Annotated in this window: 19 protein-coding genes; 8 read left to right on the top strand and 11 right to left on the bottom strand. The window is 71.7% G+C overall.

All coding sequences use genetic code 11. The features are described 5' to 3' along the window. Positions 1-9 precede the first annotated feature (9 nt). The 3 genes from F9B98_RS12900 to F9B98_RS12890 all read right to left on the bottom strand — a co-directional run bounded on the left by F9B98_RS12900 (position 10) and on the right by F9B98_RS12890 (position 2,425). Complete coding sequence (locus tag F9B98_RS12900) at positions 10-1,026, bottom strand: polyprenyl synthetase family protein (protein WP_150959060.1); 1,017 nt, start codon at positions 1,024-1,026, stop codon at positions 10-12. 106 nt (positions 1,027-1,132) lie between these two features. Further along, positions 1,133-1,852, bottom strand: coding sequence for a demethylmenaquinone methyltransferase (locus tag F9B98_RS12895; protein ID WP_150958107.1), 720 nt, complete (start codon positions 1,850-1,852; stop codon positions 1,133-1,135). A gap of 9 nt (positions 1,853-1,861) precedes the next feature. Next, complete coding sequence (locus F9B98_RS12890) at positions 1,862-2,425, bottom strand: DUF402 domain-containing protein (protein WP_150958105.1); 564 nt, start codon at positions 2,423-2,425, stop codon at positions 1,862-1,864. 273 nt (positions 2,426-2,698) lie between these two features. Here F9B98_RS12890 and F9B98_RS12885 point away from each other — a divergent pair, with 273 nt between their 5' ends. After that, complete coding sequence (locus F9B98_RS12885; protein WP_150959057.1) at positions 2,699-3,913, top strand: isochorismate synthase MenF; 1,215 nt, start codon at positions 2,699-2,701, stop codon at positions 3,911-3,913. 1 nt (position 3,914) lies between these two features. Here the strand turns inward: F9B98_RS12885 and F9B98_RS12880 are convergent, their stop codons facing one another. Genes F9B98_RS12880 through F9B98_RS12870 form a run of 3 tightly spaced genes read right to left on the bottom strand, consistent with a single transcriptional unit; the run spans position 3,915 to position 7,021 of the window. Then, positions 3,915-4,772 carry a polyphosphate kinase 2 family protein gene (locus F9B98_RS12880; protein ID WP_150958103.1) on the bottom strand — a complete coding sequence of 286 codons (858 nt, stop codon included), beginning with the start codon at positions 4,770-4,772 and terminating at the stop codon, positions 3,915-3,917. A 54-nt stretch (positions 4,773-4,826) separates the two neighbouring features. Then, the gene (gene menD, locus F9B98_RS12875; RefSeq protein WP_150958101.1) at positions 4,827-6,602 is read right to left on the bottom strand and encodes a 2-succinyl-5-enolpyruvyl-6-hydroxy-3-cyclohexene-1-carboxylic-acid synthase; all 1,776 of its coding nucleotides are present in this window, start codon (positions 6,600-6,602) and stop codon (positions 4,827-4,829) included. Positions 6,603-6,604: 2 nt separating this feature from the next. After that, positions 6,605-7,021, bottom strand: a complete 417-nt coding sequence (locus F9B98_RS12870; RefSeq protein WP_150958099.1) for a PLD nuclease N-terminal domain-containing protein — start codon at positions 7,019-7,021, stop codon at positions 6,605-6,607. Positions 7,022-7,130: 109 nt separating this feature from the next. Here F9B98_RS12870 and F9B98_RS12865 point away from each other — a divergent pair, with 109 nt between their 5' ends. Together F9B98_RS12865 and F9B98_RS12860 are read left to right on the top strand one after the other, a co-directional pair. Next, on the top strand, positions 7,131-7,466 hold the full coding sequence (locus F9B98_RS12865; protein ID WP_150958096.1) for a DUF4229 domain-containing protein: 336 nt from the start codon (positions 7,131-7,133) through the stop codon (positions 7,464-7,466). 187 nt (positions 7,467-7,653) lie between these two features. Then, on the top strand, positions 7,654-9,177 hold the full coding sequence (locus F9B98_RS12860) for an Ig-like domain-containing protein (protein ID WP_150958094.1): 1,524 nt from the start codon (positions 7,654-7,656) through the stop codon (positions 9,175-9,177). 23 nt (positions 9,178-9,200) lie between these two features. On the opposite strand, the gene F9B98_RS12855 is transcribed toward F9B98_RS12860, so the two are convergent. From F9B98_RS12855 to F9B98_RS12845, 3 genes are read right to left on the bottom strand one after another with little or no spacing between them, the layout of a single operon-like run. Beyond that, a complete protein-coding gene (locus F9B98_RS12855) occupies positions 9,201-10,172 on the bottom strand; it encodes a 1,4-dihydroxy-2-naphthoate polyprenyltransferase (protein WP_150958092.1) in 972 nt (323 codons plus the stop codon). Positions 10,173-10,183: 11 nt separating this feature from the next. Beyond that, positions 10,184-11,341 (bottom strand): AMP-binding protein, encoded by a 1,158-nt coding sequence (locus tag F9B98_RS12850; RefSeq protein ID WP_150958089.1) that lies wholly within the window; start codon positions 11,339-11,341, stop codon positions 10,184-10,186. 16 nt (positions 11,342-11,357) lie between these two features. Next, complete coding sequence (locus tag F9B98_RS12845) at positions 11,358-12,260, bottom strand: 1,4-dihydroxy-2-naphthoyl-CoA synthase (protein WP_150958087.1); 903 nt, start codon at positions 12,258-12,260, stop codon at positions 11,358-11,360. 34 nt (positions 12,261-12,294) lie between these two features. Here F9B98_RS12845 and F9B98_RS12840 point away from each other — a divergent pair, with 34 nt between their 5' ends. Further along, positions 12,295-12,543 carry a hypothetical protein gene (locus tag F9B98_RS12840; protein ID WP_150958085.1) on the top strand — a complete coding sequence of 83 codons (249 nt, stop codon included), beginning with the start codon at positions 12,295-12,297 and terminating at the stop codon, positions 12,541-12,543. Positions 12,544-12,583: 40 nt separating this feature from the next. Here the strand turns inward: F9B98_RS12840 and F9B98_RS12835 are convergent, their stop codons facing one another. Next, positions 12,584-13,381, bottom strand: coding sequence for an LLM class F420-dependent oxidoreductase (locus F9B98_RS12835; protein WP_150958083.1), 798 nt, complete (start codon positions 13,379-13,381; stop codon positions 12,584-12,586). 95 nt (positions 13,382-13,476) lie between these two features. Here F9B98_RS12835 and F9B98_RS12830 point away from each other — a divergent pair, with 95 nt between their 5' ends. Then, the gene (locus tag F9B98_RS12830) at positions 13,477-13,659 is read left to right on the top strand and encodes a hypothetical protein (protein WP_150958080.1); all 183 of its coding nucleotides are present in this window, start codon (positions 13,477-13,479) and stop codon (positions 13,657-13,659) included. A gap of 16 nt (positions 13,660-13,675) precedes the next feature. Further along, positions 13,676-14,671 carry an o-succinylbenzoate synthase gene (locus F9B98_RS12825; RefSeq protein WP_150958078.1) on the top strand — a complete coding sequence of 332 codons (996 nt, stop codon included), beginning with the start codon at positions 13,676-13,678 and terminating at the stop codon, positions 14,669-14,671. Here the strand turns inward: F9B98_RS12825 and F9B98_RS12820 are convergent. Next, positions 14,658-15,284, bottom strand: coding sequence for a TetR/AcrR family transcriptional regulator (locus F9B98_RS12820; RefSeq protein ID WP_150958076.1), 627 nt, complete (start codon positions 15,282-15,284; stop codon positions 14,658-14,660). The genes F9B98_RS12825 and F9B98_RS12820 overlap by 14 nt on opposite strands. A gap of 116 nt (positions 15,285-15,400) precedes the next feature. Here F9B98_RS12820 and F9B98_RS12815 point away from each other — a divergent pair, with 116 nt between their 5' ends. Next, entirely contained in the window at positions 15,401-18,301 is a 2,901-nt protein-coding gene (locus F9B98_RS12815; protein WP_150958074.1) for an MMPL family transporter, read from the top strand. Continuing rightward, the gene (locus F9B98_RS12810) at positions 18,298-20,382 is read left to right on the top strand and encodes a YhgE/Pip domain-containing protein (protein WP_150958072.1); all 2,085 of its coding nucleotides are present in this window, start codon (positions 18,298-18,300) and stop codon (positions 20,380-20,382) included. The genes F9B98_RS12815 and F9B98_RS12810 overlap by 4 nt, the downstream gene beginning before the upstream one ends. Positions 20,383-20,419 lie beyond the last annotated feature (37 nt).

The raw sequence follows: 20,419 nt of genomic DNA, 5'->3' as shown, positions 1-20,419 counted from the left end.
GAAAAGGGTTCAGGCCGAGCGGTCGGCGACCGCGCGGGCGAAGCGCGTCAGCGCCTCGCGCACGGCACCGTCGGGCAGCGGCGCGAGGGCGTCGATCGCCTCTTGCGACCACTGGTGCGCGAGGCGCAGGGTCTCGTGCGTCGTGTCGTGTTCGCGCAGCTCGGCCAGGGGGCCGTCGAGCACCGAGGGGTCGGCGCCGGCGGCGATGCGCTGCTGGCCCTCGTCGATGCGCGCACGAAGATCGGCGGAGGCGGCGTCGGAGCGGTGCCCGAGCAGCAGATACGGCATGGTCGGCACACCCGCGCGCAGGTCGGTGCCGGGCACCTTGCCCGTCTCGGACGGGTCGGGCGACAGGTCGATCACGTCGTCGAGCAGCTGGAAGGCGACACCGGCCTTCTCACCGAAGACGACCATGGGTTGCTCGAACTCCTCCGGCGCGCCGGAGTAGATGACGCCCGACTGGGCGGCAGCCGCGATCAGCGACCCCGTCTTGTCGGCGAGTACCTGCAGATAGAAGTCGACGGGCTCGTCGCCCTCTTGCGGGCCCACGGTCTCGTGCATCTGTCCGAGGACGAGGCGCTCGAACGTGTCGGCCTGCAGCTGGATCGCGCGCTCCCCGCGGCGGGCCATGAGCTGGCTCGCCCGGGCGAAGAGCAGGTCGCCGGTGAGGATGGCGATGTTGTTGCCCCACACGGTCTGTGCGCTGGGGACCCCGCGCCGCTTGTCGGCGCCGTCCATGACGTCGTCGTGGTAGAGCGAGCCGAGGTGGGTCAGCTCGAGGGCCGTGGCGACCTCGACGACCTCTCTCGTCGTGCCCTTGCCGAGCTGCGCGGTGAGGATCGCGAGCATCGGACGAACGCGTTTGCCGCCGGCCTCGTAGAGGTAGCGCGCCGTGACGTCGGCGAGCCGGTCGGCGCTGCGCACCTCGCCCTCGAGCTCGGTCTCGACCTGGGTGAGCCCGGCCTCGACGGTGGAGAGGAGGGTGCGCGAACGCAGGCCTGCGAAGATGCGGTCGCTCAGGCCCATCTTGCCGGACAGGCGGGAGCCGGCCGTGTTCGGTCTCGGGGTCACGGTTTCAGCCTATCCTGGCGCGCTGAGGGGCCGCCGACGGTATCTCGACGGTTGACAGGGGTTAAGAAGCGGGACGGATGCCGCGGTGCAGCGCGACGATGCCGAAGGTGAGGTTGCGGTAGGCGACGTCCTCCCACCCGGAGTCCCTCATCCACCCGGCGAGGGTCGGCTGATCGGGCCAGTCGCGGATCGACTCGTTCAGGTAGTCGTAGGCCTCGGCGTTGGAGCTCACGGCCTTCGCGACGATCGGCAGCACCCGGTCGTTGTAGAAGCGGTAGAGCCCGTTGAACGCGCGGGACGGCGGGTGCGAGAACTCGCACACGACGATGCGCCCGCCGGGGCGGGTGACGCGGCGCAGCTCGCGCAGGGCGCGACGCGGGTCGTTCACGTTGCGCAGGCCGAACGACATGGTCACGGCGTCGAACTCGCCGTCGGCGAAGGGGAGGTCGGTGGCGTCGGCCTGCACGAACTCGAGGTTCGGCACGGTGCCGTGACGACGGCGGCCCTCCTCGATCATGCCGCGCGAGAAGTCGGCGGCCACGACGTGCGCACCGCTGGGCACGAACGCCATCGACGAGGTTCCCGTGCCCGCGGCGAGATCGAGGATGCGCTCCCCGCGCTGCGGCGCGACCGCGCGAAGCGTCGCGACACGCCAGAAGCGGTCGTTGCCGAGGCTCAGGACCGCGTTCGTGCGGTCGTAGGCCGCGGCGACCTGGTCGAACATCCCGCTGACGCGCTGCGGGTCTTTGCCGAGATCGGCGCGGTTGGGGTCGCTGCTCACCCGTCGAGTCTAGGCGCGCGACGCCGAGCGGTCTTCGGGGGTTGCCAGGGCCGCGAGGCGTTCGAGCCAGGGGCGGGTGACGTCGTCCGAGAAGGGCGCCTCCCGGGCGAGGACCCGCCGTTCGAGATCGAGCGCTGTCGCCTCGAGGTGCGCGACGATCTCGGCCGGGTAGCCGTATCGCACGCGGTGCTCGTCCCACTCGTCGCGGTCGTCGATCCACGTCCCGCGCTCGTCGGTGCGGCGCACGACGTCGAGGTCCATGTCGATGCCGCGCGGCACCCCGTCGTCGTGCCACCGGATGTCCCACGCCAGATCGATGTACACCGCGACCGGGTGCGGATCGGCGTTGTGGGTGAAGGCCCAGTCCCCCGTCGCGGGAACCAGGGTGACGTTGGGTTGACGGCACACGAACTCCGCCCCCGGCCGCGCGCTGCGCCATCCCACCTGCTGACCGAACCACTCCCCCCACTCGTCGGAGCCGAGGTACAGGCTGTCCTGCACCCAGTGCGGCGAGCCGTCCCACTTGCGCCACTCGAACATCAGCCGGGTGCCGGGCGCGGGTCGAGGATCCATGCTCGGAGTCTAAGTCGCGCTCCGACCGGGGTCGGCGCATCCTCCGCCGACACAACGCAGGACTTTCGCAGCCCTCGCCCCGTCTGCGAGCGGTGGGCGGCCCGCCGACGGGGCGATCTCCTGCGTCGTGCAACGGCGTCTCGCTCGACGCCGAAGCATCCGGATGCCGCGCACCGCCGGGTGGTCAGGCTCGGGTCTACGCTGAAAGACGTGCTCGAACCCGCGGAAGACGTCGTGCCGCGCCTGCGCGTGATCACGCGCGAGCTGCCCCCCATGGACGACGTCCTGGCCTACACGACCCCCTACGACCCCCTGTTCTGGAGTCGCCGCGGCGAGTCGCTCGCGGCCTTCGGCGACCTCCTCACCCTCCGCTACGCCGGCGCGCAGCCGGGCGACGCGACCATCTCCGAGCGCTGGCGAGCGATCGCGGATGCAGCCGACATCGACGACCCCGTGCAGCTGCCCGGCACCGGCCTCGTGGCCTTCGGATCGTTCGTCTTCGACCCGCAGTCCGAGCGCGAGAACGTGCTCCGGGTGCCCGGAATGATCGTCGGTCGCCACAGCGGTCGCGCGTGGGTCACCCGCCTCGCCTTCGACGACACCCCCGACGAGCCCGAGCCCGAGCTCCCCCCGCGCTCCCCCTTCGGTCCGCACTGGTCCGCGACGCTCGGCCCCGGCCGGCAGACGGCGGAGAAGTATCAGGATGCCGTCCGCCAGGCCATCGAGGCCATCGGTCGCCGCGAGGTGGGCAAGGTCGTCCTGGCGCGTGACATCGCCGGTACGGTTCCGGCGGGCTCCGACCTGCGCCGCCTCGTCCGCTCGCTCCTCGAGGGCTACCCCGACTGCTGGGTCTTCGCCGTCGACGGTCTGATCGGGGCGAGCCCCGAGACGCTCGTCACCGTCTCGCACGGAACCGTCACCGCCCGCGTGCTCGCCGGCACGGTGGCCCGGGGCGGGGACGCCGACGCCGATGTCGCGGCATCCATCGCCCTCACCCGGAGCACGAAGGACCAGGACGAGCACCGATTCGCCGTGCAGAGCGTGCTCAAGGCGCTGTCTCCCCACACCTCGGCCCTGGCCGCCGCCGACGAACCCTTCACCCTCAAGCTCCCCAATGTCTGGCACCTCGCCACCGACGTCGAGGGCGAGCTGAGCGAGGACGCCTCGTCGCTCGACCTGCTCTCGGTCCTGCACCCGACCGCCGCGGTGGCGGGAACTCCCACCGCTGCCGCCATGGACGTCATCCGACGCCTCGAGCCCTTCGACCGCGGGCGCTACGCCGGTGCGGTGGGCTGGACGGCGGCCTCGGGCGACGGCGAATGGGCCATCGCGCTGCGCTGCGCGCAGATCGACCGCGCGGCGCCCTCTTCGCCCACAGCCCCGATCACGGCCTACGCCGGGGCGGGGATCGTGGCCGACAGCGTGCCGGAGTCGGAACTGCTCGAGACACGCGTGAAGTTCCGTCCGATCGTCGAGGCGCTGGCCTGACTCAGGAGTCCGCCAACCGCTGCTTCTCCACCTCGACGTCGTAGTCGGCCGCGGGCCACTGCGGGTCGATGTCCTCGAGAGCGTCGATGAGCAGCTGCTGCACGGCGAGGCGGGCGTACCACTTGCGATCGGCCGGAACGACGTGCCACGGCGCGACGGGCGTCGAGGTGCGCTCGATCGCGATCTGGTACGCGTCCATGTAGGCGTCCCAGAGGGCGCGCTCATCGACGTCGGACGGGTTGTACTTCCAGTGCTTGTCGGGGCGTTCGAGACGCTCACCGAGGCGCTCGCGCTGCTCGTCCTTCGAGATGTGCAGCATGACCTTGACCACGCGGATGCCCATCTCCGCGGCCTGGGCTTCGAACGACACGATGGCGCCGTATCGGCGCTCGATCTCCTCGTGCGGGGCGAGTTCGCGGACCCGGCCGATCAGCACGTCCTCGTAGTGGGACCGGTCGAAGACGCCGAGGCGACCGGCATCCGGCAACCGCTTCCCGATACGCCAGAGGAAGTCGTGGTCGAGCTCCTCGGCGGTGGGCTTCTTGAACGAGGCGAGCTCCACACCCTGCGGGTCGACCGCACCGACGACGTGCCGCACGATCCCGCCCTTGCCCGCGGTGTCCATGGCCTGCAGCACGAGCAGGACCGAACCGGTGGCGGTGCCGGCGACGCTCTGGGCGAAGAGGCGTTCCTGCAGGTCCTCCAGCGGCGCGCGCCCGGCGTCGAGATCGGCTCGGCCGTCGTTCTTGTCGCCGTCGTAGCCGGGCGTCGAACGAGGGTCGATGTCGGCGAGGCGGAACCCGGGCTCGACGCGCAGGGCATCGGCGGCGGACGTGGACCAGCGGTTCTTCGTGCTCATGGGGTCATGGTGCCGTGGCATCCGGAATCTCGGCCACCCGTTGACGGACGAGGATCACCGCGGAAGGGGGACCTCGATGAGCTGGCGGCCCCCGGACGGGGCGGTGAGCACCTGGTCGAGCGCGACGCGCGTGGTGCAGCGGTGGTACTCCCAACCGAAGGCGAGCGCGAGCTGTTCGAGGCGGGCCGTGTGCGGGGTGTACTGCACGCGCGCCATCGCGTCGTCGCCCGCGACCGCGGCCACCTCGAGACCGTCGAAGATCGTGCCCCCGCCGTCGTTGCCGACGACGACCTGCAGCCGCGGCTCGGTCTCACCGGGGGGCAGCATCAGAGCACCCATATCGTGGAGGAAGGCCAGGTCGCCGAGCAGCAGGCGCGTCACGCCGGGGCGTTCCTCGCTCTGGCTGGCCAGCGCGATGCCCGTGGCGGTGGCGATCGTTCCGTCGATGCCCGCGAGACCCCGGTTCGAGTGCACGGCGACCTTCTTGCCGCCGAGCAGCTCGTCGGCGACGCGCACGATGCGCGACGAACCGAAGACGAGACGGTCGTGCGGCCAGGTCGCCCGCCAGAGCGCATCGACGAGCGCGGCGCGATCGAGCGGCGCGCGCATGACCTCGACCTCGGCGTTGATGGCCCCGAGTCGCTCGTGCGGCACGGCGGAGGCCAGGCCGTCGGCGTCGGGCGCGGGCGGAGAGAGGTCGACGACCCGGGCACGCGAGGCGCGCATCCACTCCCCCAGCCACGCGCGGTCGCCCTCGCCCGAGCCCACCCTCACGGCGTCGACGGCGAGCGTCGTGCCGTTGAGGTTGACGGGCTCACCGGGGCCGCGCACCGCGATCGCCTCGACGTCGTCGCGCAGGAGCAGTCGGGTGACCTCGCGGCTGAGCGTGGGGCGCCCGAACACCACGACGCGTTCGATGCGCCCACCGAGCTCGGGGTCGCTCAACAGCGCCCGGTAGCCATGCACGATCTGCCGCCCGAAGCGGGCGCCGCTGACGATCTCGGCGATCAGGGGGAAGCCGCCGTCATGGGCGAACTGCTCGGCCTGCGCGCCCGCGTCGGCTCCCGCGACGACGACCGTCCGCGGACCGGGCTCGATTACGTGCTCCGCCTCGGCCTCGGGCGCGACGTCGGCTTCACCGATGCCCCCGCCCCCTTGGTACAGCGCTCCCGAGCCCTCGGCGTTCTCTTCGGAGGGAAGGGCTCCGGATGCCGCCCGCTCCGCCAACCACGACGGGGCGGCGCCCGCGAGCGGCTCGCGGAAGGCGACGTTCAGGTGGACGGGCCCCGCCGCGCGCGCACCCTGCCCGAGCGCCGCGGCCAGTGCCGACGCGGCGACCGCGTCGAGCTCGGACGTCTGCTCGGAGGTCGCGTCGTCGTCGGTGAACTCGGGCACCGCGAGGTCGGCCTCGAGGCGGACGGCCGAGCGGAACATCCCCGGCTGGCGCGTGGTCTGGTTGGCCCCGACCCCGCGCAGCTCGGGCGGCCGGTCGGCGGTGAGCAGGAGCAGAGGCACTCCGGCGTGGTGCGCCTCGAGAGCGGCCGGCACGAGATTCGCCACGGCCGTGCCGGAGGTGCAGACGATGACTGCCGGCATCCCGGTCTCCCGCCCGATGCCGAGCGCGGTGAAGCCCGCGACGCGCTCGTCGATGCGCACGTGCAGGTGGACGAGCCCGGCGCGCTCGAGGGCGGCGGCGACCAGCGCCAGGGCCTGGGATCGCGAGCCGGGGCTCACGACGATGTGGCGGACGCCGCGCGAGACGAGTCCGGTCAGGAGAGCGGCAGCCGCGTCGGTGGCCGGCGCGCTGATGCGCGCGGAGTCGGGGGCCACGCTCAGCTGACGGCGCCGCGCTGACCGCGGGTGTCGTCATCGCCGTTGCCGGGGGTGTCGCCCGGGTCGGTCGTCTTCTTCGGCGGCTGCGGGTCGTCGGCCTCGGAGTCGAGCTGCGCCAGCTCCTCTTCGAGACGGCGGATCCGCTCGTCCTGTTCGGCGCGCGCCGAGGCGGTCATGCGGCCGAGGAACTCCGGGTCGTCGTCGGGAGCGCGCCGCACGACCGTCTGCGTCGCGCGACCCCGACCGATGGCGAACCACAGGATGCCGCCGAGGACGGGAAGGAGGATGACGATCGCCAACCACGCGGGCTTGCTGACGCCGCGGTGGCGAGAGGGGCTCTGCACGGCGCAGTCCACGATCGTGTAGACCCAGAAGACGGTCGCCACGAGCGCCAGGATGAGAAGCAACCGTGCCATGAGCTGATTCTACGTGCGTCGGCTGGACAGCGGCCCGGAGCCGGCGAGCGGTCCTCCGCCGTCGAACGACCGGGGGTGGGGCCCGAGGCACCCGCCGTAGAATGGGGTCATGCGTGCTCGTTCGGCCCTCGTCTACACGGTGCTGCGATTGCTCGCCTTCCTCGTGCCCCTCGGCATCCTGCTGCTGTTCCCCGTGTTCCAGGAGCTGCCGTGGGTCGCGGCGATCTTCGCCGCCCTGATCGGCCTGAGCCTGTCGCTGCTGTTCCTGCGTCGCCCGCTCGACAAGGTCACCGGGGGTCTCGCCGAACGGCGCGCCGAGCGCACCGCGACGGGTCGCCGCACCGGCGCCGAGACCGACGCCGACGCCGAGGACGCGGTGGTGGATGCCACGCGGGGCGACGTCGCCGACGGTCCGAGCGCGGCGGGCGAGGCTCCGCGCGCCTGAGCGTCCTTTCGCGCCGAGGTGAGATGAGCGCCGCTCCCGGGTGATTCTCGCGCGTGAGGTCGCCGGAGGCGTCGCGTCATTCCGCCGCGGGTTCCGCTCGGACGGCGCGCGCCCCGATAGCGACGCGCGTACCCTGCTGCGGCCGCGACGCTCGTCCGGCACCCGCCGTCATCCTGAGGGACCTCGAATGAGCACCAGGCCCCACCCTCCGCCCTCGTCCGATTCCACGATCTCGCGACGCGCGATGATCGCCGCGGGGGCGTGGTCGGTGCCCGCGGTCGCCCTCGTCGCGGCGACGCCGGCGTTCGCGGCATCCGGTGCCCGCGTCTCGAGCGTGTCAGCCCCGAACGGGAGCCTGCCGGGCTCGGGCACCGTCGCCGTATCCGCCACCGTGCTCGACGGCTCCGGGGCTGCCGTCGCCGGCGAGAGCGTGAGCTTCTCGGGGCCGAGCGGCGCCACCTTCAGCCCCGTGACAGCGACGACGAACGCGTCCGGGGTCGCGACGACCTCGTTCGATCTCCACGATCCATGGGCCGTTCCCGGCTCGACGACGACGGTGACGGCGTCGATCCCGGGCTCGTCCGTCTCCGGCGCGTTCACGGTCCTCGGCTCGAATGTCGTCATCTTCGGACAGGGCTACACCGCGACCCCGACGCAGACGGGGACCGCGTTCCCCTCCCCCGTCCGTCAGGTCGCAACGAGTGGGGACCCGGAGGGCGACTCGGGTTCGCTGTTCTCGGTCGCCCTGCTCGAGGACGGCACGGTCTGGGCCGCCGGAACGAACGAGGCGGGGCAGCTGGGCGACGGCACGACGACCAGCAGGTCGAGCTGGGCGCAGGTCGCGGGCATCGCCGACGTGACGCACATCCTCACCGGGCTCGGCCGCGTCGTCGTCCTCAGGAGCGACGGAACGGTCTGGAACTGGGGCAGGAGCAGCGGGACGATGGGCGCGGTGATCGCGACCTCTCCGGTCCAGGTTCCCCAGCTCACGTCGGTGACGCAGATCGCCCACTCCTACGGCACCGCGCGCGCAGAGCCGGGTACCAGCTTCGCTCTGCGATCCGACGGCACTCTCTGGGCCTGGGGCGTGAACACCACCGGCAATGCCGGAGTGGGCCTGGGCGCCCCGGATCTATGGAACACGCCCGTCCGGGTGAGCGCGCTGGGGTCGGCGGTGGTGCAGGTCGGTGCGGGACGGAGCCACGCCGGAGCCGTGCTGTCGGACGGGACCGTGCGGACCTGGGGATCCAACGCATACGGTCAACTCGCCGACGGGACGACGACCGATCGCGGCACCCCGGTCGCGGCGACGGGGCTGACCGACGCCGCCGTGGAGTTCGCCGCCAACTGGGCGAACTCCTTCGTCCGGCAAGCGGACGGATCGGTGCGCGGCTGCGGCTACAACGACAGCGACGGAGAACTGGGCAACGGCCTGTCGACGCCGACGCTGACGTCGTCCTTCGTCGCGCTCGCGGGCCTGAGCTCGGGCGTGACGCAGATCTCGGGGACGGTCAATTCGGGCACCGTGCTCCTATCCGACGGCACGGTGCGGTCGTGGGGGTGGAACCTCTACGGGCAGCTCGGCGATGGCACCACGACCAGCCGCCTCTCACCCGCGACTCTCGAGACCCTGCCGAGCGGGAGACGGGTGCGCCGCCTGGGCGAAGGCCCGACGGGGGCGAACACCCTGGCCCTCGTGCTCGAGGCCTGACGACCGCGGCTCGCGGCGAGGCGTCAGAGCGCGAACGCCGCGAACATGATCGCGCCGTAGGCCACCGACGTGAAGCTCGTCACCTGCAGGGCGGTGATGAGTTCGCGGGGAGCGCGGTAGGTCCAGACGATCAGGATCGCGGCGAGCCCGCCGAGCAGGGCGATCCCCTCGATCCACGCCACCGGGTAGACCTGCGCCAGGAACGCCGCGATGGCGAACGGCGCGAGCACGAAGACCGTGAACACCACCTGCGTGGCCCGACGCCCGATGAGCACCGAGAGGGTGCGCTTGCCGGCGAGGCGATCCTGGTCGATGTCGCGCAGGTTGTTGGCCAGCAGGACCGCGCAGGCGAGGAGACCCGCGGCGACCGCGCCGAACCACGCCTCCTGCGGGAGGGAGATGACCTGGAGCCACGTCGTCCCGAGAGTTGCGACCAGGCCGAAGAAGACGAAGACGAAGATCTCGCCCATCGCGTTGTAGCCGTACGGGCGCTTGCCGCCGGTGTAGAACCACGCGGCGACGATGCAGACGGCGCCCACGAGCAGGAGCCACCACTGCCCCGTGCGGATCACCAGCGCGAGGCCGATGACCGCGGCGAGAGCGAAGAACGACAGCGCGACGATCAGAACAGTGCGGGGCTTGGCCTTCCTGCCCCCGGTGAGGCGGCCAGGGCCCACGCGCACGTCATCGGTGCCGCGGATGCCGTCGGAGTAGTCGTTCGCGTAGTTCACGCCGATCTGCAGGGCGAAGGCCACCGCCAGGCACGCGAGCGCGATGACCCAGTGCAGGTGGTCGTCGACGAGAGTGGCCGCTCCGGTACCGATGAGAACCGGGGTGATGGCCAGGGGCAGCGTGCGCAGGCGCGCCGCCGAGATCCAGTCGCGCGCGGTCGCCGGGGCGACGGCCTGCGGAGCACCGCTGTTCGTCTTCTGCGGGTTGCCGCCGGGACGACGCTTCTTGGCGGTGTTCGGACGCTTGCGAGACTGTGCTGCCACGAGGGCTCAGTCTAATCCCGCGGGTCCGGCGCCCCCGGGCCGAGCAGCCGCCGCAGCGCCGCGCGGTCGGGCTTCCCCGAGCTCAGCGCGGGCAGCTCGTCGACCGCGACCACGCGCGCCGGACGCGCCGGCGCTCCCACGGCCCGGCCGACGACCTCCCGCACGGTGGCCAGCAGATCCGATTCGCGAGACGCCTCGATCCCGGGCATGACCACCGCGGAGCCCTGCCCCCAGTCGGCATCCGGGATCGGCACGACGACGGCGGATTCCAAACCCGGGATGCCGCGCACAGCGGCTTCGACGCGATCGAGGGAGACGTTCACGCCTCCCGAGACGATGACGTTGTCGAGGCGACCGGTGACGTGCAGGACGCCGTCGACGATCTCGCCGCCATCGCCCGTGCGATACCACCGCGTGCCCTCGACACGGGGGAACACCGCGGCCGTGCGCTCGGGATCGCCGAGGTAGCCGTCGGCGAGGGTCGGCCCCGACAGGCGCACCTCCCCATCGACGATGGCCATACCGACGCCGTCGAGCGGCACGCCGTCGTAGACGCACCCCCCGCTGGTCTCACTCGAGCCGTAGGTGCGGACAATACGCGCCCCGGCGGCCTCCGCGCGCTCGCGCACCGCGGGGGCGAGGGCCTGCCCCCCGATGAGAATGGCCTCGAACGAGCGCAGCGCCTGCGCGACGGTGGCGTCGTGCACGGCGGCATCCAGCAGTCTCTGCAATTGCGCGGGGACGAGCGAGGTGAAGCTGGGGACGCGGACGCCGTCGAGGTGCGAGGCCATTCCCAGGGCTGCGGCGGCGAACGGTTCGGGCCGGAAGGGGCCGGCGACGACCGCGGGCTCGCGATCGGCCAGGAGCGCGCGCACGATCACCTGGACCCCGGCGACGTAGGTCGCCGGTACCGCGAGCAGCCACGCACCCTCGCCGATGCGTGCGGCGGTGGCGTAGGCGCTGCTGATGAGGGCGTTGCGGCTGATCACGACCGATTTGGGTACCCCCGTCGAGCCCGAGGTCGTCACGACGGCGGCGGTTCCCGAGGGGACCTCGCGGGGAAGATCGGCCCCGCCGAGTGCGACGGCAGGACCCGCCCCGAGGACGGCCGCTCGCAGAGCGCGCAGCACGTCACGCGGATCACCGGATGCCGGCGGCTCGAGCCTCACGAGAAGAGCCCGCCGATCAGTAGTGCCACGGCACGTCGGACCAGTCGGGGTCGCGCTTCTCGAGGAACGAGTCGCGGCCCTCGGCGGCCTCGTCGGTGCCGTAGGCGAGGCGCGTCGCCTCACCTGCGAAGAGCTGCTGACCGACCAGACCGTCGTCGACCGCGTTGAAGGCGTATTTCAGCATGCGGATCGCGGTGGGCGACTTGGTCAGGATCGTCCGCGCCATCGCCAGGGCCTCGCGTTCGAGCTCGGCGTGCGGCACGACACGGTTGACCGCGCCCATCTCGTACGCGCGCTCGGCCGAGTACTCCTCGGCGAGGAAGAAGATCTCCCGGGCGAACTTCTGCCCGATCTGGCGCGCGAAGTACGCGGACCCGTAGCCGGCGTCGAACGAGCCGACATCGGCATCCGTTTGCTTGAAACGACCGTGCTCGGCGCTCGCGATCGACAGGTCGCAGACGACGTTGAGCGAGTGCCCTCCGCCGGCGGCCCAACCGGGGACGACGGCGATGACGACCTTCGGCATGAACCGGATGAGCCGCTGCACCTCGAGGATGTGCAGGCGCCCGGCGCGACCCGGATCGTGCACCGTGGTCTCGTCGGTGGAGTACTTGTAGCCGTCGCGGCCGCGGATGCGCTGGTCGCCGCCGGAGCAGAACGCCCAGCCTCCGTCCTTCGGGCTCGGGCCGTTACCGGTGAGCAGCACGACTCCGATGCGGTGGTCCTGACGCGCGAGGTCGAGAGCGCGGTACAGCTCGTCGACCGTGTGCGGGCGGAAAGCGTTGCGCACCTCGGGCCGGTCGAAGGCGATGCGCGCGATACGGCCGTCGTGGCTGACGTGGGCGGTGATGTCGGTGTAGTCCGCGGCGCCGGGGGCCAGGGTCCATTCCGCGGGATCGAAGAGCTCGGAGACGGTCACCCGTCCAGCCTACGCGCGGGGGTCGGGCCGGGCGGTGGCCCAGGAACAGTGGACGCCCGTCGGCATCCGTCGTAGCCTGGACGACCCGACGATCGGAGTCAGCATGACGAAGAAGGTGTCGATCCTTGGCCGCATCCGCGAGTACTTCCTCGGTGCGCCCTCGCATGACCAGTCCGAAGACGCGCGTCGCTCTATGAACCACCAGAGCGAGACCGCGTACTACGCGGGCGAAGCCGCGAAGACCTGGACGGGCACGTCCGGCGGCGCGCAGTTCAAGCCGTGAGAGCGGGCGGCGCCCCGAGTGGATCGGGACGCCGCTCGACTCACGCGTTCTTGCCGTCGCGCCACCGCAGCCAGCGCTCGACGAGCGAGTAGTCCCAGTCCGGACCGCCGAAGCCGAGCGTGAACAGACGCGTCCCGGCGTCGTACAGGGCGTCGGCCACGCCTTCGTCGCGGTCCTTGAGCTCGTTCGAGACGACGAGGCCCGACAGGTCGCGCCCCTCGGTCTCGGCCCATTTCTCGATGACCTCGAACTTGTGCGGCAGCTCGTCGGGGGTGACGAAGCTGTGCCAGATGTCGGCGTGACGCGCGACCATGCGCAGGGTCTTCTGCTCGCCCTTGCCGCCGATCATGACGGGGATCTCGCGGGTAGGCGCGGGATTCAGCTTGCCCCAGCGGTCGACGATGCGGTCGAGGTCGGCGGCGAGCGCGTTCAGGCGCGAGCCCGCGGTGCCGAACTCGTAGCCGTACTCGTCGTAGTCCCGCTGGAACCAGCCCGATCCGGTGCCGAAGATGAAACGGCCCGTGTCGCCGCCCTTTTTGCTGATGTGGTCGACGGTGCGGGCCATGTCGGCCTGCAGGTCGGCGTTGCGGTAGCTGTTGCAGTTGACGAGGGCGCCGAACTCGACGCGCTCGGTCTGCTCGGCCCACGCCGCCAGCATCGTCCAGGCCTCGAAGTGCTCGCCGTCGGGGTTCCCGTAGAGCGGGAAGAAGTGGTCCCAGTTGAACAGGACGTCGACGCCCATCTCTTCCAAGCGGAGGACGGCATCGCGGATGTCGGAGTACTGCACGTGCTGCGGCTGGATCTGCACGCCGAGCCGGACGGGGGTATCGAAGAGCATGGCGTCAGCCTATGCCCGGCCTTCGACACCGGGGTGGGTGGACTCCTTGCGCCGAGCCACGTACCGTGGAAAAGCCAGACGATCGGAGTCACACCATGACGAAGAAGATGTCGAAGCTCGCGCGACTGCGCGATTACCTGTTCGGGACCAATCGGACCCGCGCGGGGTACTCGGCGGCGATGGATTCGCTCGACCACCAGCGCAACCTCTCGCCCTCCTACAGCGACGAGCGCCAGAAGTTCCTCCCCGGCGGGCCACCCGCGCCGAACCACCGCTGAGCGCCAGGATGAGGGCATGAGCACCGCGCCCCTCCCCTCGCTCGCCGACATCCTCGAGACGGCCCGTGTCGTCGCCCTCCCCCTGACCGCGCGCTTCCGCGGGGTCGACACGCGCGAGGCGGTCGTCTTCGAGGGGCCCGAGGGGTGGACGGAGTTCTCGCCCTTCGCCGAATACTCCGAATCCGAGGCGGCCACCTGGCTCGCGGGCGCCATCGACTTCGGGTGGAATCCGGCGCCGGCGCCCGTGCGCGACAGGGTCCGTGTCAACGCCACGATGCCCGCGGTCGCGGCATCCGAGGTGCCGAGGATCCTCGCCCGGTACGACGGATGCCGGACGGTCAAGGTGAAGGTCGCCGAGGCGGGACAGACCCTCGCCGACGACGTCGCCCGGGTGCGAGCCGTCCGCGACGCGATGGGTCCCGAAGGGCGCGTGCGCGTGGACGCCAACGCGGCCTGGAACGTCGACGAGGCCGAGCGCGCCGTCCACGCCCTCGCGGAATTCGACCTCGAGTACGTCGAGCAGCCGTGCGCAGAGGTCGACGAACTCGCCCAGCTGCGCGAGCGGATCGCGTACCTCGACATCCCGATCGCCGCCGACGAGAGCGTGCGCAAGGCCGCCGATCCCCTGCGGGTCGCACGGGCCGGCGCCGCCGATCTGCTGGTCATCAAGGCGCAACCGCTCGGGGGTGTGCACGCGGCGCGCCGGATCGTCGCCGAAGCGGGGCTTCCTGCAGTCGTGTCCAGTGCGCTCGACACCTCAATCGGCCTGTCGATGGGGGCCGCCCTCGCGGCATCCCTCCCCGACCTCGACTACGACTGCGGTCTCGGCACCGCCTCGCTCTTCACGGCCGACGTCGTGGCATCCCCCCTCGTGGCCCGCGACGGAGCGCTCGCGCTCGAGCGGCCCCGGCCCACCTCGGCCGACCTCGACCGGGTGGCCGCGACCGACGAGCGACGGCAGTGGTGGATCCAGCGCGTGAGCCGGTGCCACGACCTGCTCACTCGAGGATGAGCCCGACCACCTGCGAGAGCCTCTCGGCCAGTTGGGTGCGGGCGACCGTCTGGTCCTGACCGACGAGCAAGGCGGTCTCGGACGTGGAGATCCAGACCGACAGCAGCAGTTCGGTGGCCGAGTCGGCCGGCACGCGCAGAGACAGCGACCGGGCGTCGGCGATGTCGCGCACGAGCTGGGTGACGCTGTCGACCAGGCCCTGATTGAGGGCGAGATACGCCTCGGCGAACTCGGGGTTGCGCAGCGCCTGCAACCGCGTTTCAGCGCCGAGGAGCACGTCGAGCCGGTCCTCCCCGGTCGCCTCGAGCACCTCCTGCACGAGATGGCGGACGTCTCCCGCCGTGTCGAGACCGCGGTCCTCGATCGAGGTGACGCGGTCGCGGACCGCGGCGATCGTCGTCTCGGCGGAGCGCGCGCACAGCGCGAGGAAGAGCTCTTCTTTCGAGGCGAAGTTCGAGTAGAAGGCGCCCCGGGTGAAGCCGGCGCACTCGCAGATCGCCTCGACCGAGGCGGCGTCGATGCCGACCTCGGCGAACATCTCCGCGGCGGCATCCATGAGGCGCGTGCGGGTGTTCTCGCGCCGCCGCGACGGGGCGGGTGCGGTGTCCATCATCCGCGTCTCCTGTTCTGAGCGGACCCCCAGCTTCGGTACGCCCCTCGCGATCTACGATACATTGATGTATCCGATACGGTGATGTATCGACTCGTTCACCGATCGTGGGAGCCGCCGTGTCGACATTCCTGTACACCCTGGGTCGCTGGTCGTTCCGCCACCCCTGGCGCGTGCTGACCGGGTGGCTGCTGATCCTGGTGATCGCCGGTGGCGGCGTCGCCGTCTTCGCCAAGGGCACCGACAACTCCTTCACCATCCCCGGCACCGAGTCGCAGGCCGGTCTCGAGATGCTCGGTCGCACCTTCCCCCAGGTGAGCGGGGCGAGCGCCGAGATCGTGGTCGTCTCCGCCGACGGGGCGAGCGTGCGCGATCAGGATTATCAGGACGCCATACAGAAGGCCTCCACCGACATCGGCACGCTCGACTTCGTCGAAGCCGTGACCGACCCCTACGACACGCGCATCTCGGGCGGCATCTCCGACGACGGGCGCGCGGCCATCGTCCGCATCCAGTTCGCGGGCGAGTCCACCGCCGTCCCGGCCGCGACCAAGGACGCCCTCCGCGACGCCACCACCGCCCTCGGTTCCGCCCTGCCCTCGGGGTCGCAGGCGGTCCTGGGCGGTCAGCTCTTCGCCACCGAGATCCCCGGCGTCTCCCTGACCGAGGCCCTCGGCGTGGTGATCGCCGCCCTCGTGCTGATGGTCACGTTCCGCTCGTTCCTCGTGGCCGGGATGCCGCTGGCCACCGCGATCCTCGGCGTCGCCCTCTCGATCGCGCTCATCTTCGTCGCGACCGGTTTCGCGACCGTGTCGTCGACCACTCCCCTGCTGGCGGTGATGTTGGGCCTGGCGGTCGGCATCGACTACGCGCTGTTCATCGTGTCGCGACATCAGGATCAGACACGGGCGGGAATGGACCCCGAGGAGTCGACCGCGCGCGCCGTCGGAACCGCGGGTTCGGCCGTCGTGTTCGCCGGCATCACCGTGCTCATCGCCCTCATCGGCCTCAGCTTCGCCGGCATCCCGTTCCTGACGACCATGGGCATCGCCGCCTCCGTCGCCGTCGCGATCGCGGTGTGCGTCGGCCTGACGCTGACCCCGGCGTTCCTCGGCTTCGCGGGGCACCGCGTGGTGGGGTGGGGCTTCCGGCGACCGAAGGCATCACGCCGCCGTCGTCGGGGCATGTCGGCACAGGAAGGCGCGGAAGCCCTGGCCGAGGCCGCGGCCGAACGCGAGAAGAAGGCGGCGGCGTCCGCCGCCTCGCGCGCGGAACGAAACGGCCCGGCGAAGCACTGGGTGGGCCTGGTGACCCGGCATCCCGTCGTCACGAGCGTCGCGGTGATCGGGCTGCTCGGGCTGACGGCCATCCCGGCGGCCTCTCTCGCCCTCACCCTGCCCAACGCCGGACAGCTCCCGAAGGGCGACGAGGCGCGCGTCGCCTACGAGCTGACCGACGAGTATTTCGGACCGGGCGCGAACGGCCCGCTCATCATGACCGGCACCATCGTCACCTCGAACGATCCGGTGAACCTCATGACGAGCATCGGCGACGAGATCGCGAAGATCCCCGGAGTCGCTCAGGTGGCTCTGGCGACCCCCAACCAGACCGCCGACACCGGCATCGTGCAGATCGTGCCCGAGACCGCCCCCGACGACCCGCGCACCGCCGACCTCGTGCGCACGCTGCGCGCTGCAGAACCGCGTCTCTACGACCAGTTCGGCGTGCACCTGCTCGTCACCGGCTATACGGCCGTGACGATCGACATCTCCGACCAGCTGGGCGCGGCGCTGCTGCCCTTCGGCCTCTTCGTGGTCGGGCTCTCGCTCGTGCTGCTGATGATCGTGTTCCGCTCGATCTGGGTGCCGCTCACCGCGGCCGGCGGGTATTTGCTGTCGGTCGCCGCCTCGTTCGGCGTGGTGGCAGCGGTGTTCGAGTGGGGCTGGTTCGCCGACGCCCTGCACGTGGCCAAGGTCGGCCCGATCATCAGCTTCATGCCGATCGTCGTGATGGGCGTGCTCTTCGGCCTCGCGATGGACTATCAGGTGTTCCTCGTCTCGCGCATGCGAGAGGACTACGTGCACGCCGGCCGCGAGGGCCGCACGCCGCGCGAGGTCGCCCTCGGCGCCGTCCGCAGCGGATTCTCGGCCTCGGCCCGCGTCGTCGTCGCCGCCGCCGTCATCATGTTCGCCGTCTTCGTCGCCTTCGTCCCCGAGGGCGACTCGAGCCTCAAACCCATCGCCCTGGGTCTGGCCGTGGGCGTCGCGGTCGACGCGTTCCTCGTGCGTATGACACTCGTCCCCGCGATCCTGGCGCTGCTGGGCGCGAAGGCGTGGTGGATGCCCCGCTGGCTCGACCGCTCGCTGCCCAAGCTCGACGTCGAGGGCGAAGCGGTCGAGCGCGAGGTGCGCCTGGCCGACTGGCCGAGCGAGCCCGCCATCGCCATCGCCGCCGACGAGCTGCGCACCGTCGGATCGTCGGATGCCGAGGAGCCGGTGTTCGCGGACGTCTCGCTGCGACTGGGGTACGGCGGAACCCTCCTGGTGACCGGCGAGACCCGCACCACACGCGCCCTGCTGCTCGCTCTGTCGGGCCGGCTGTCGCAGATCGACGGGCGCCTGCGTGTCGACGGTCTGCTCGTTCCGGAACGCGCCGGGGCCGTTCGTTCCCGCGTCGGTGTCGCCCTGCTCGACGATCCCTCCGAGGCGGCGGCCGACGTCGCCCAGGCTGCCTCCCGCGGCTCGCGCGTGGTTCTCGTGTCCGACATCGACCGTCTCGACGACGACGCCCGCGACGACGTGGCGCTACTGCTCCGACGGGCCGCGACCGACGCGCGCGAGCGCAGCGACGACGCGTCGTCGCCATTCACGCTCGTCGTGTCGGCGCGCGACGAACGCCGCGCCCTCGCGCTGCTCGCTCTCGCGCAGCGTTCCGACGTCACATCGCTCGCCCTTCCGACCCCGCGTCGCCACCGTCCCGAACCCGAAACCTTCGCCGATCTCTCCGAGGTGTTCGCATGACTCTCCCCGTCGAGCGCTCCCGCTCGCGCCGCCCCGTCACCTGGCTGACCCTCATCGGTGTCCTCCTGCTCCCGGCGGTGATCGGCGGCATCCTGGTCGGCGCGCTGTACAAGCCCACCGATCGCCTCGAGAACATCACGGCCGCGATCGTCAACGACGACAAGGCCGTGGAGCTCGACGGTCAGCTCGTCCCCCTCGGGCGCCAGCTGACCGGGGGTCTGGTCAAGGGCGCCGACGACCAGCCGAGCAACATCGACTGGGTCATCTCCAACGACGAGGACGCCGCCGCGGGGCTCAAGGACGGCACGTACACGGCCGTCGTCACGATCCCCGAGAACTTCACCGCCGCCTCGCTCTCGACCCGCCCCGGCGAAACACCCGAGAAGGCCACCATCGGCGTACAGACGGCGCCGAACGCCCGCGTCGTCGACGGGGCGATCACCGGAGCTCTGGCATCCACCGCCTCGCAGATCTACGGCAGCACCCTGTCTTCGCAGTACCTGAAGAACGTCTTCCTGGGGTTCACGACGCTCAGCGACCAGCTCGGCACGGCAGCCAGCGGCGCCCACCGGCTCGCCGACGGTGCATCGCAGGCGGCCGATGGCGCCGGGAGCCTGCGCGACGGTCTCGGACAGCTCTCCACCGGGGCGACCGGGCTGGCGGACGGCGCGTCGCAGCTCGCCGCGGGGGCCGCTCCGCTCGCCGACGGCGCGAGCCAGCTCGCGAGCGGAGCCGGGGCGCTGGCGACCGGCACCCGCGAGGCCGCGACAGGTGTGGGCAAGCTCGCGACCGGGGCCGACGGCATCGCCGCGGGCAACCGCGAGCTCGCGAAGCAGATCAACGGCCTCGCCGATCAGATCCCCCCGAGCTTCGCCGAAGACGCCACCGCCCTGTCGAAGGCGGCACCCCAGGTCAATCAGGCCCTGGTCGACGCCGCGGCCGCTCTCCAGAAGGCGGCCGACGACTGCACCGGCACGCCGGAGCAGTGCCAGGCGCTGCGCACCGCCTCGGACGAAGCGAACAAGGCTCTCCCGCAGGCGACGCAGACGGTGGCGAAGATCGGCGATCTCGCCGGGCAGGCCGCTGAGCTGCCCGCCGGCGTGCGCCAGATCGCGGCAGCTAACCAGCAGCTCGGCGACGGCGCGGCCGGCCTGGCCGACGGAGCGCGCGACGCGTCCTCGGGCCTGAACACCATCGCCGGGGGCATCGACGGCGTCGCGGGCGGAGCCACGAAACTCGCCGACGGCGCGCGCCAGTTCGGCACGGGGGCCTCGGCTCTTGCTTCGGGCGCCGGGCAGTTGGCATCCGGAGCCTCCGTCGCAGAGACGGGCGCCGCTCAGCTAGCGGACGGCGTCTCGCAGGTCGCCACGGGGACGACGTCTCTCGCCGACGGTCTCGACACCGCGGTATCGCAGCTTCCCACCTACACCGACGCCCAGGCGACGAACCTCGCCGACGTCGTCGCCGACCCCGTCTCGGCGACCGGGGGCACCGACTCGCTCTTCGGCGGCGCCGCGGTGCCGTTGCTCGCCATGGCCGTTCTGTGGTTCGGCGCCCTGGCCTCGTTCGTGGTGGTGCAGGCCGTGTCGGCCCGTGCGCTCACCAGCCGTCGCTCCTCCGGGCTCGTCGCGTTGCGCGGCTTCGCCCCCGCAGCGCTCATCGGTGCGGTGCAGGGCCTCCTGGTGGCGGGCGTCGTGCAGGTGGCCTCCGACTACAGCTGGGGCGACTGGGCCGTGTTCGCGATGATCTGCCTCGTGGCGGGAGTCGCCTTCGCGGCCGTGAACCAGGCGCTCGTCGCGCTGCTCGGTGGGGCGGGCCGCTGGGTCGCCGCGATCGTGGGGGCACTGGCCCTCGCGACGAGCATCGTCTCGACGGTTCCGCCGGTGCTCGCGGGCTTCGCCTCGGTGCTGCCGACCGCTCCCGCGTACGACGCCATGCTCGGCGCCCTGACCGCCGCCGGCGGCGTGGGAGCGGGAGCCGCGGGCCTCGTCGTGTGGGCGGTGCTCTCGCTCGTCGTCACGACGCTGGTCGTGGTGCGCCGCCGCACCGTCTCGGCCCGGGCCGCCGCCGCCGTCGCCTGAGCCCCGTCGCTCGGGGCCTGGGCCGCCGCCGCCGCCG

Source organism: Microbacterium testaceum StLB037, assembly GCF_008763945.1.
Classification (GTDB): Bacteria; Actinomycetota; Actinomycetes; order Actinomycetales; family Microbacteriaceae; genus Microbacterium; species Microbacterium testaceum_G.
This window is presented reverse-complemented; position numbering and strand designations above follow the sequence as displayed.

What these genes read in the sequence shown, in the direction of transcription:
- F9B98_RS12825 (WP_150958078.1), top strand. Translation starts at nt 13,676, where the DNA reads ATGAGCACCGCGCCCCTCCCCTCGCTCGCCGACATCCTCGAGACGGCC.
- F9B98_RS12810 (WP_150958072.1), top strand. Translation starts at nt 18,298, where the DNA reads ATGACTCTCCCCGTCGAGCGCTCCCGCTCGCGCCGCCCCGTCACCTGG.
- F9B98_RS12830 (WP_150958080.1), top strand. Translation starts at nt 13,477, where the DNA reads ATGACGAAGAAGATGTCGAAGCTCGCGCGACTGCGCGATTACCTGTTC.
- F9B98_RS12835 (WP_150958083.1), bottom strand. Translation starts at nt 13,381, where the DNA reads ATGCTCTTCGATACCCCCGTCCGGCTCGGCGTGCAGATCCAGCCGCAG.
- F9B98_RS12820 (WP_150958076.1), bottom strand. Translation starts at nt 15,284, where the DNA reads ATGATGGACACCGCACCCGCCCCGTCGCGGCGGCGCGAGAACACCCGC.
- F9B98_RS12865 (WP_150958096.1), top strand. Translation starts at nt 7,131, where the DNA reads ATGCGTGCTCGTTCGGCCCTCGTCTACACGGTGCTGCGATTGCTCGCC.
- F9B98_RS12885 (WP_150959057.1), top strand. Translation starts at nt 2,699, where the DNA reads ATGGACGACGTCCTGGCCTACACGACCCCCTACGACCCCCTGTTCTGG.
- F9B98_RS12880 (WP_150958103.1), bottom strand. Translation starts at nt 4,772, where the DNA reads ATGAGCACGAAGAACCGCTGGTCCACGTCCGCCGCCGATGCCCTGCGC.
- F9B98_RS12890 (WP_150958105.1), bottom strand. Translation starts at nt 2,425, where the DNA reads ATGGATCCTCGACCCGCGCCCGGCACCCGGCTGATGTTCGAGTGGCGC.
- F9B98_RS12900 (WP_150959060.1), bottom strand. Translation starts at nt 1,026, where the DNA reads ATGGGCCTGAGCGACCGCATCTTCGCAGGCCTGCGTTCGCGCACCCTC.
- F9B98_RS12870 (WP_150958099.1), bottom strand. Translation starts at nt 7,021, where the DNA reads ATGGCACGGTTGCTTCTCATCCTGGCGCTCGTGGCGACCGTCTTCTGG.
- F9B98_RS12860 (WP_150958094.1), top strand. Translation starts at nt 7,654, where the DNA reads ATGAGCACCAGGCCCCACCCTCCGCCCTCGTCCGATTCCACGATCTCG.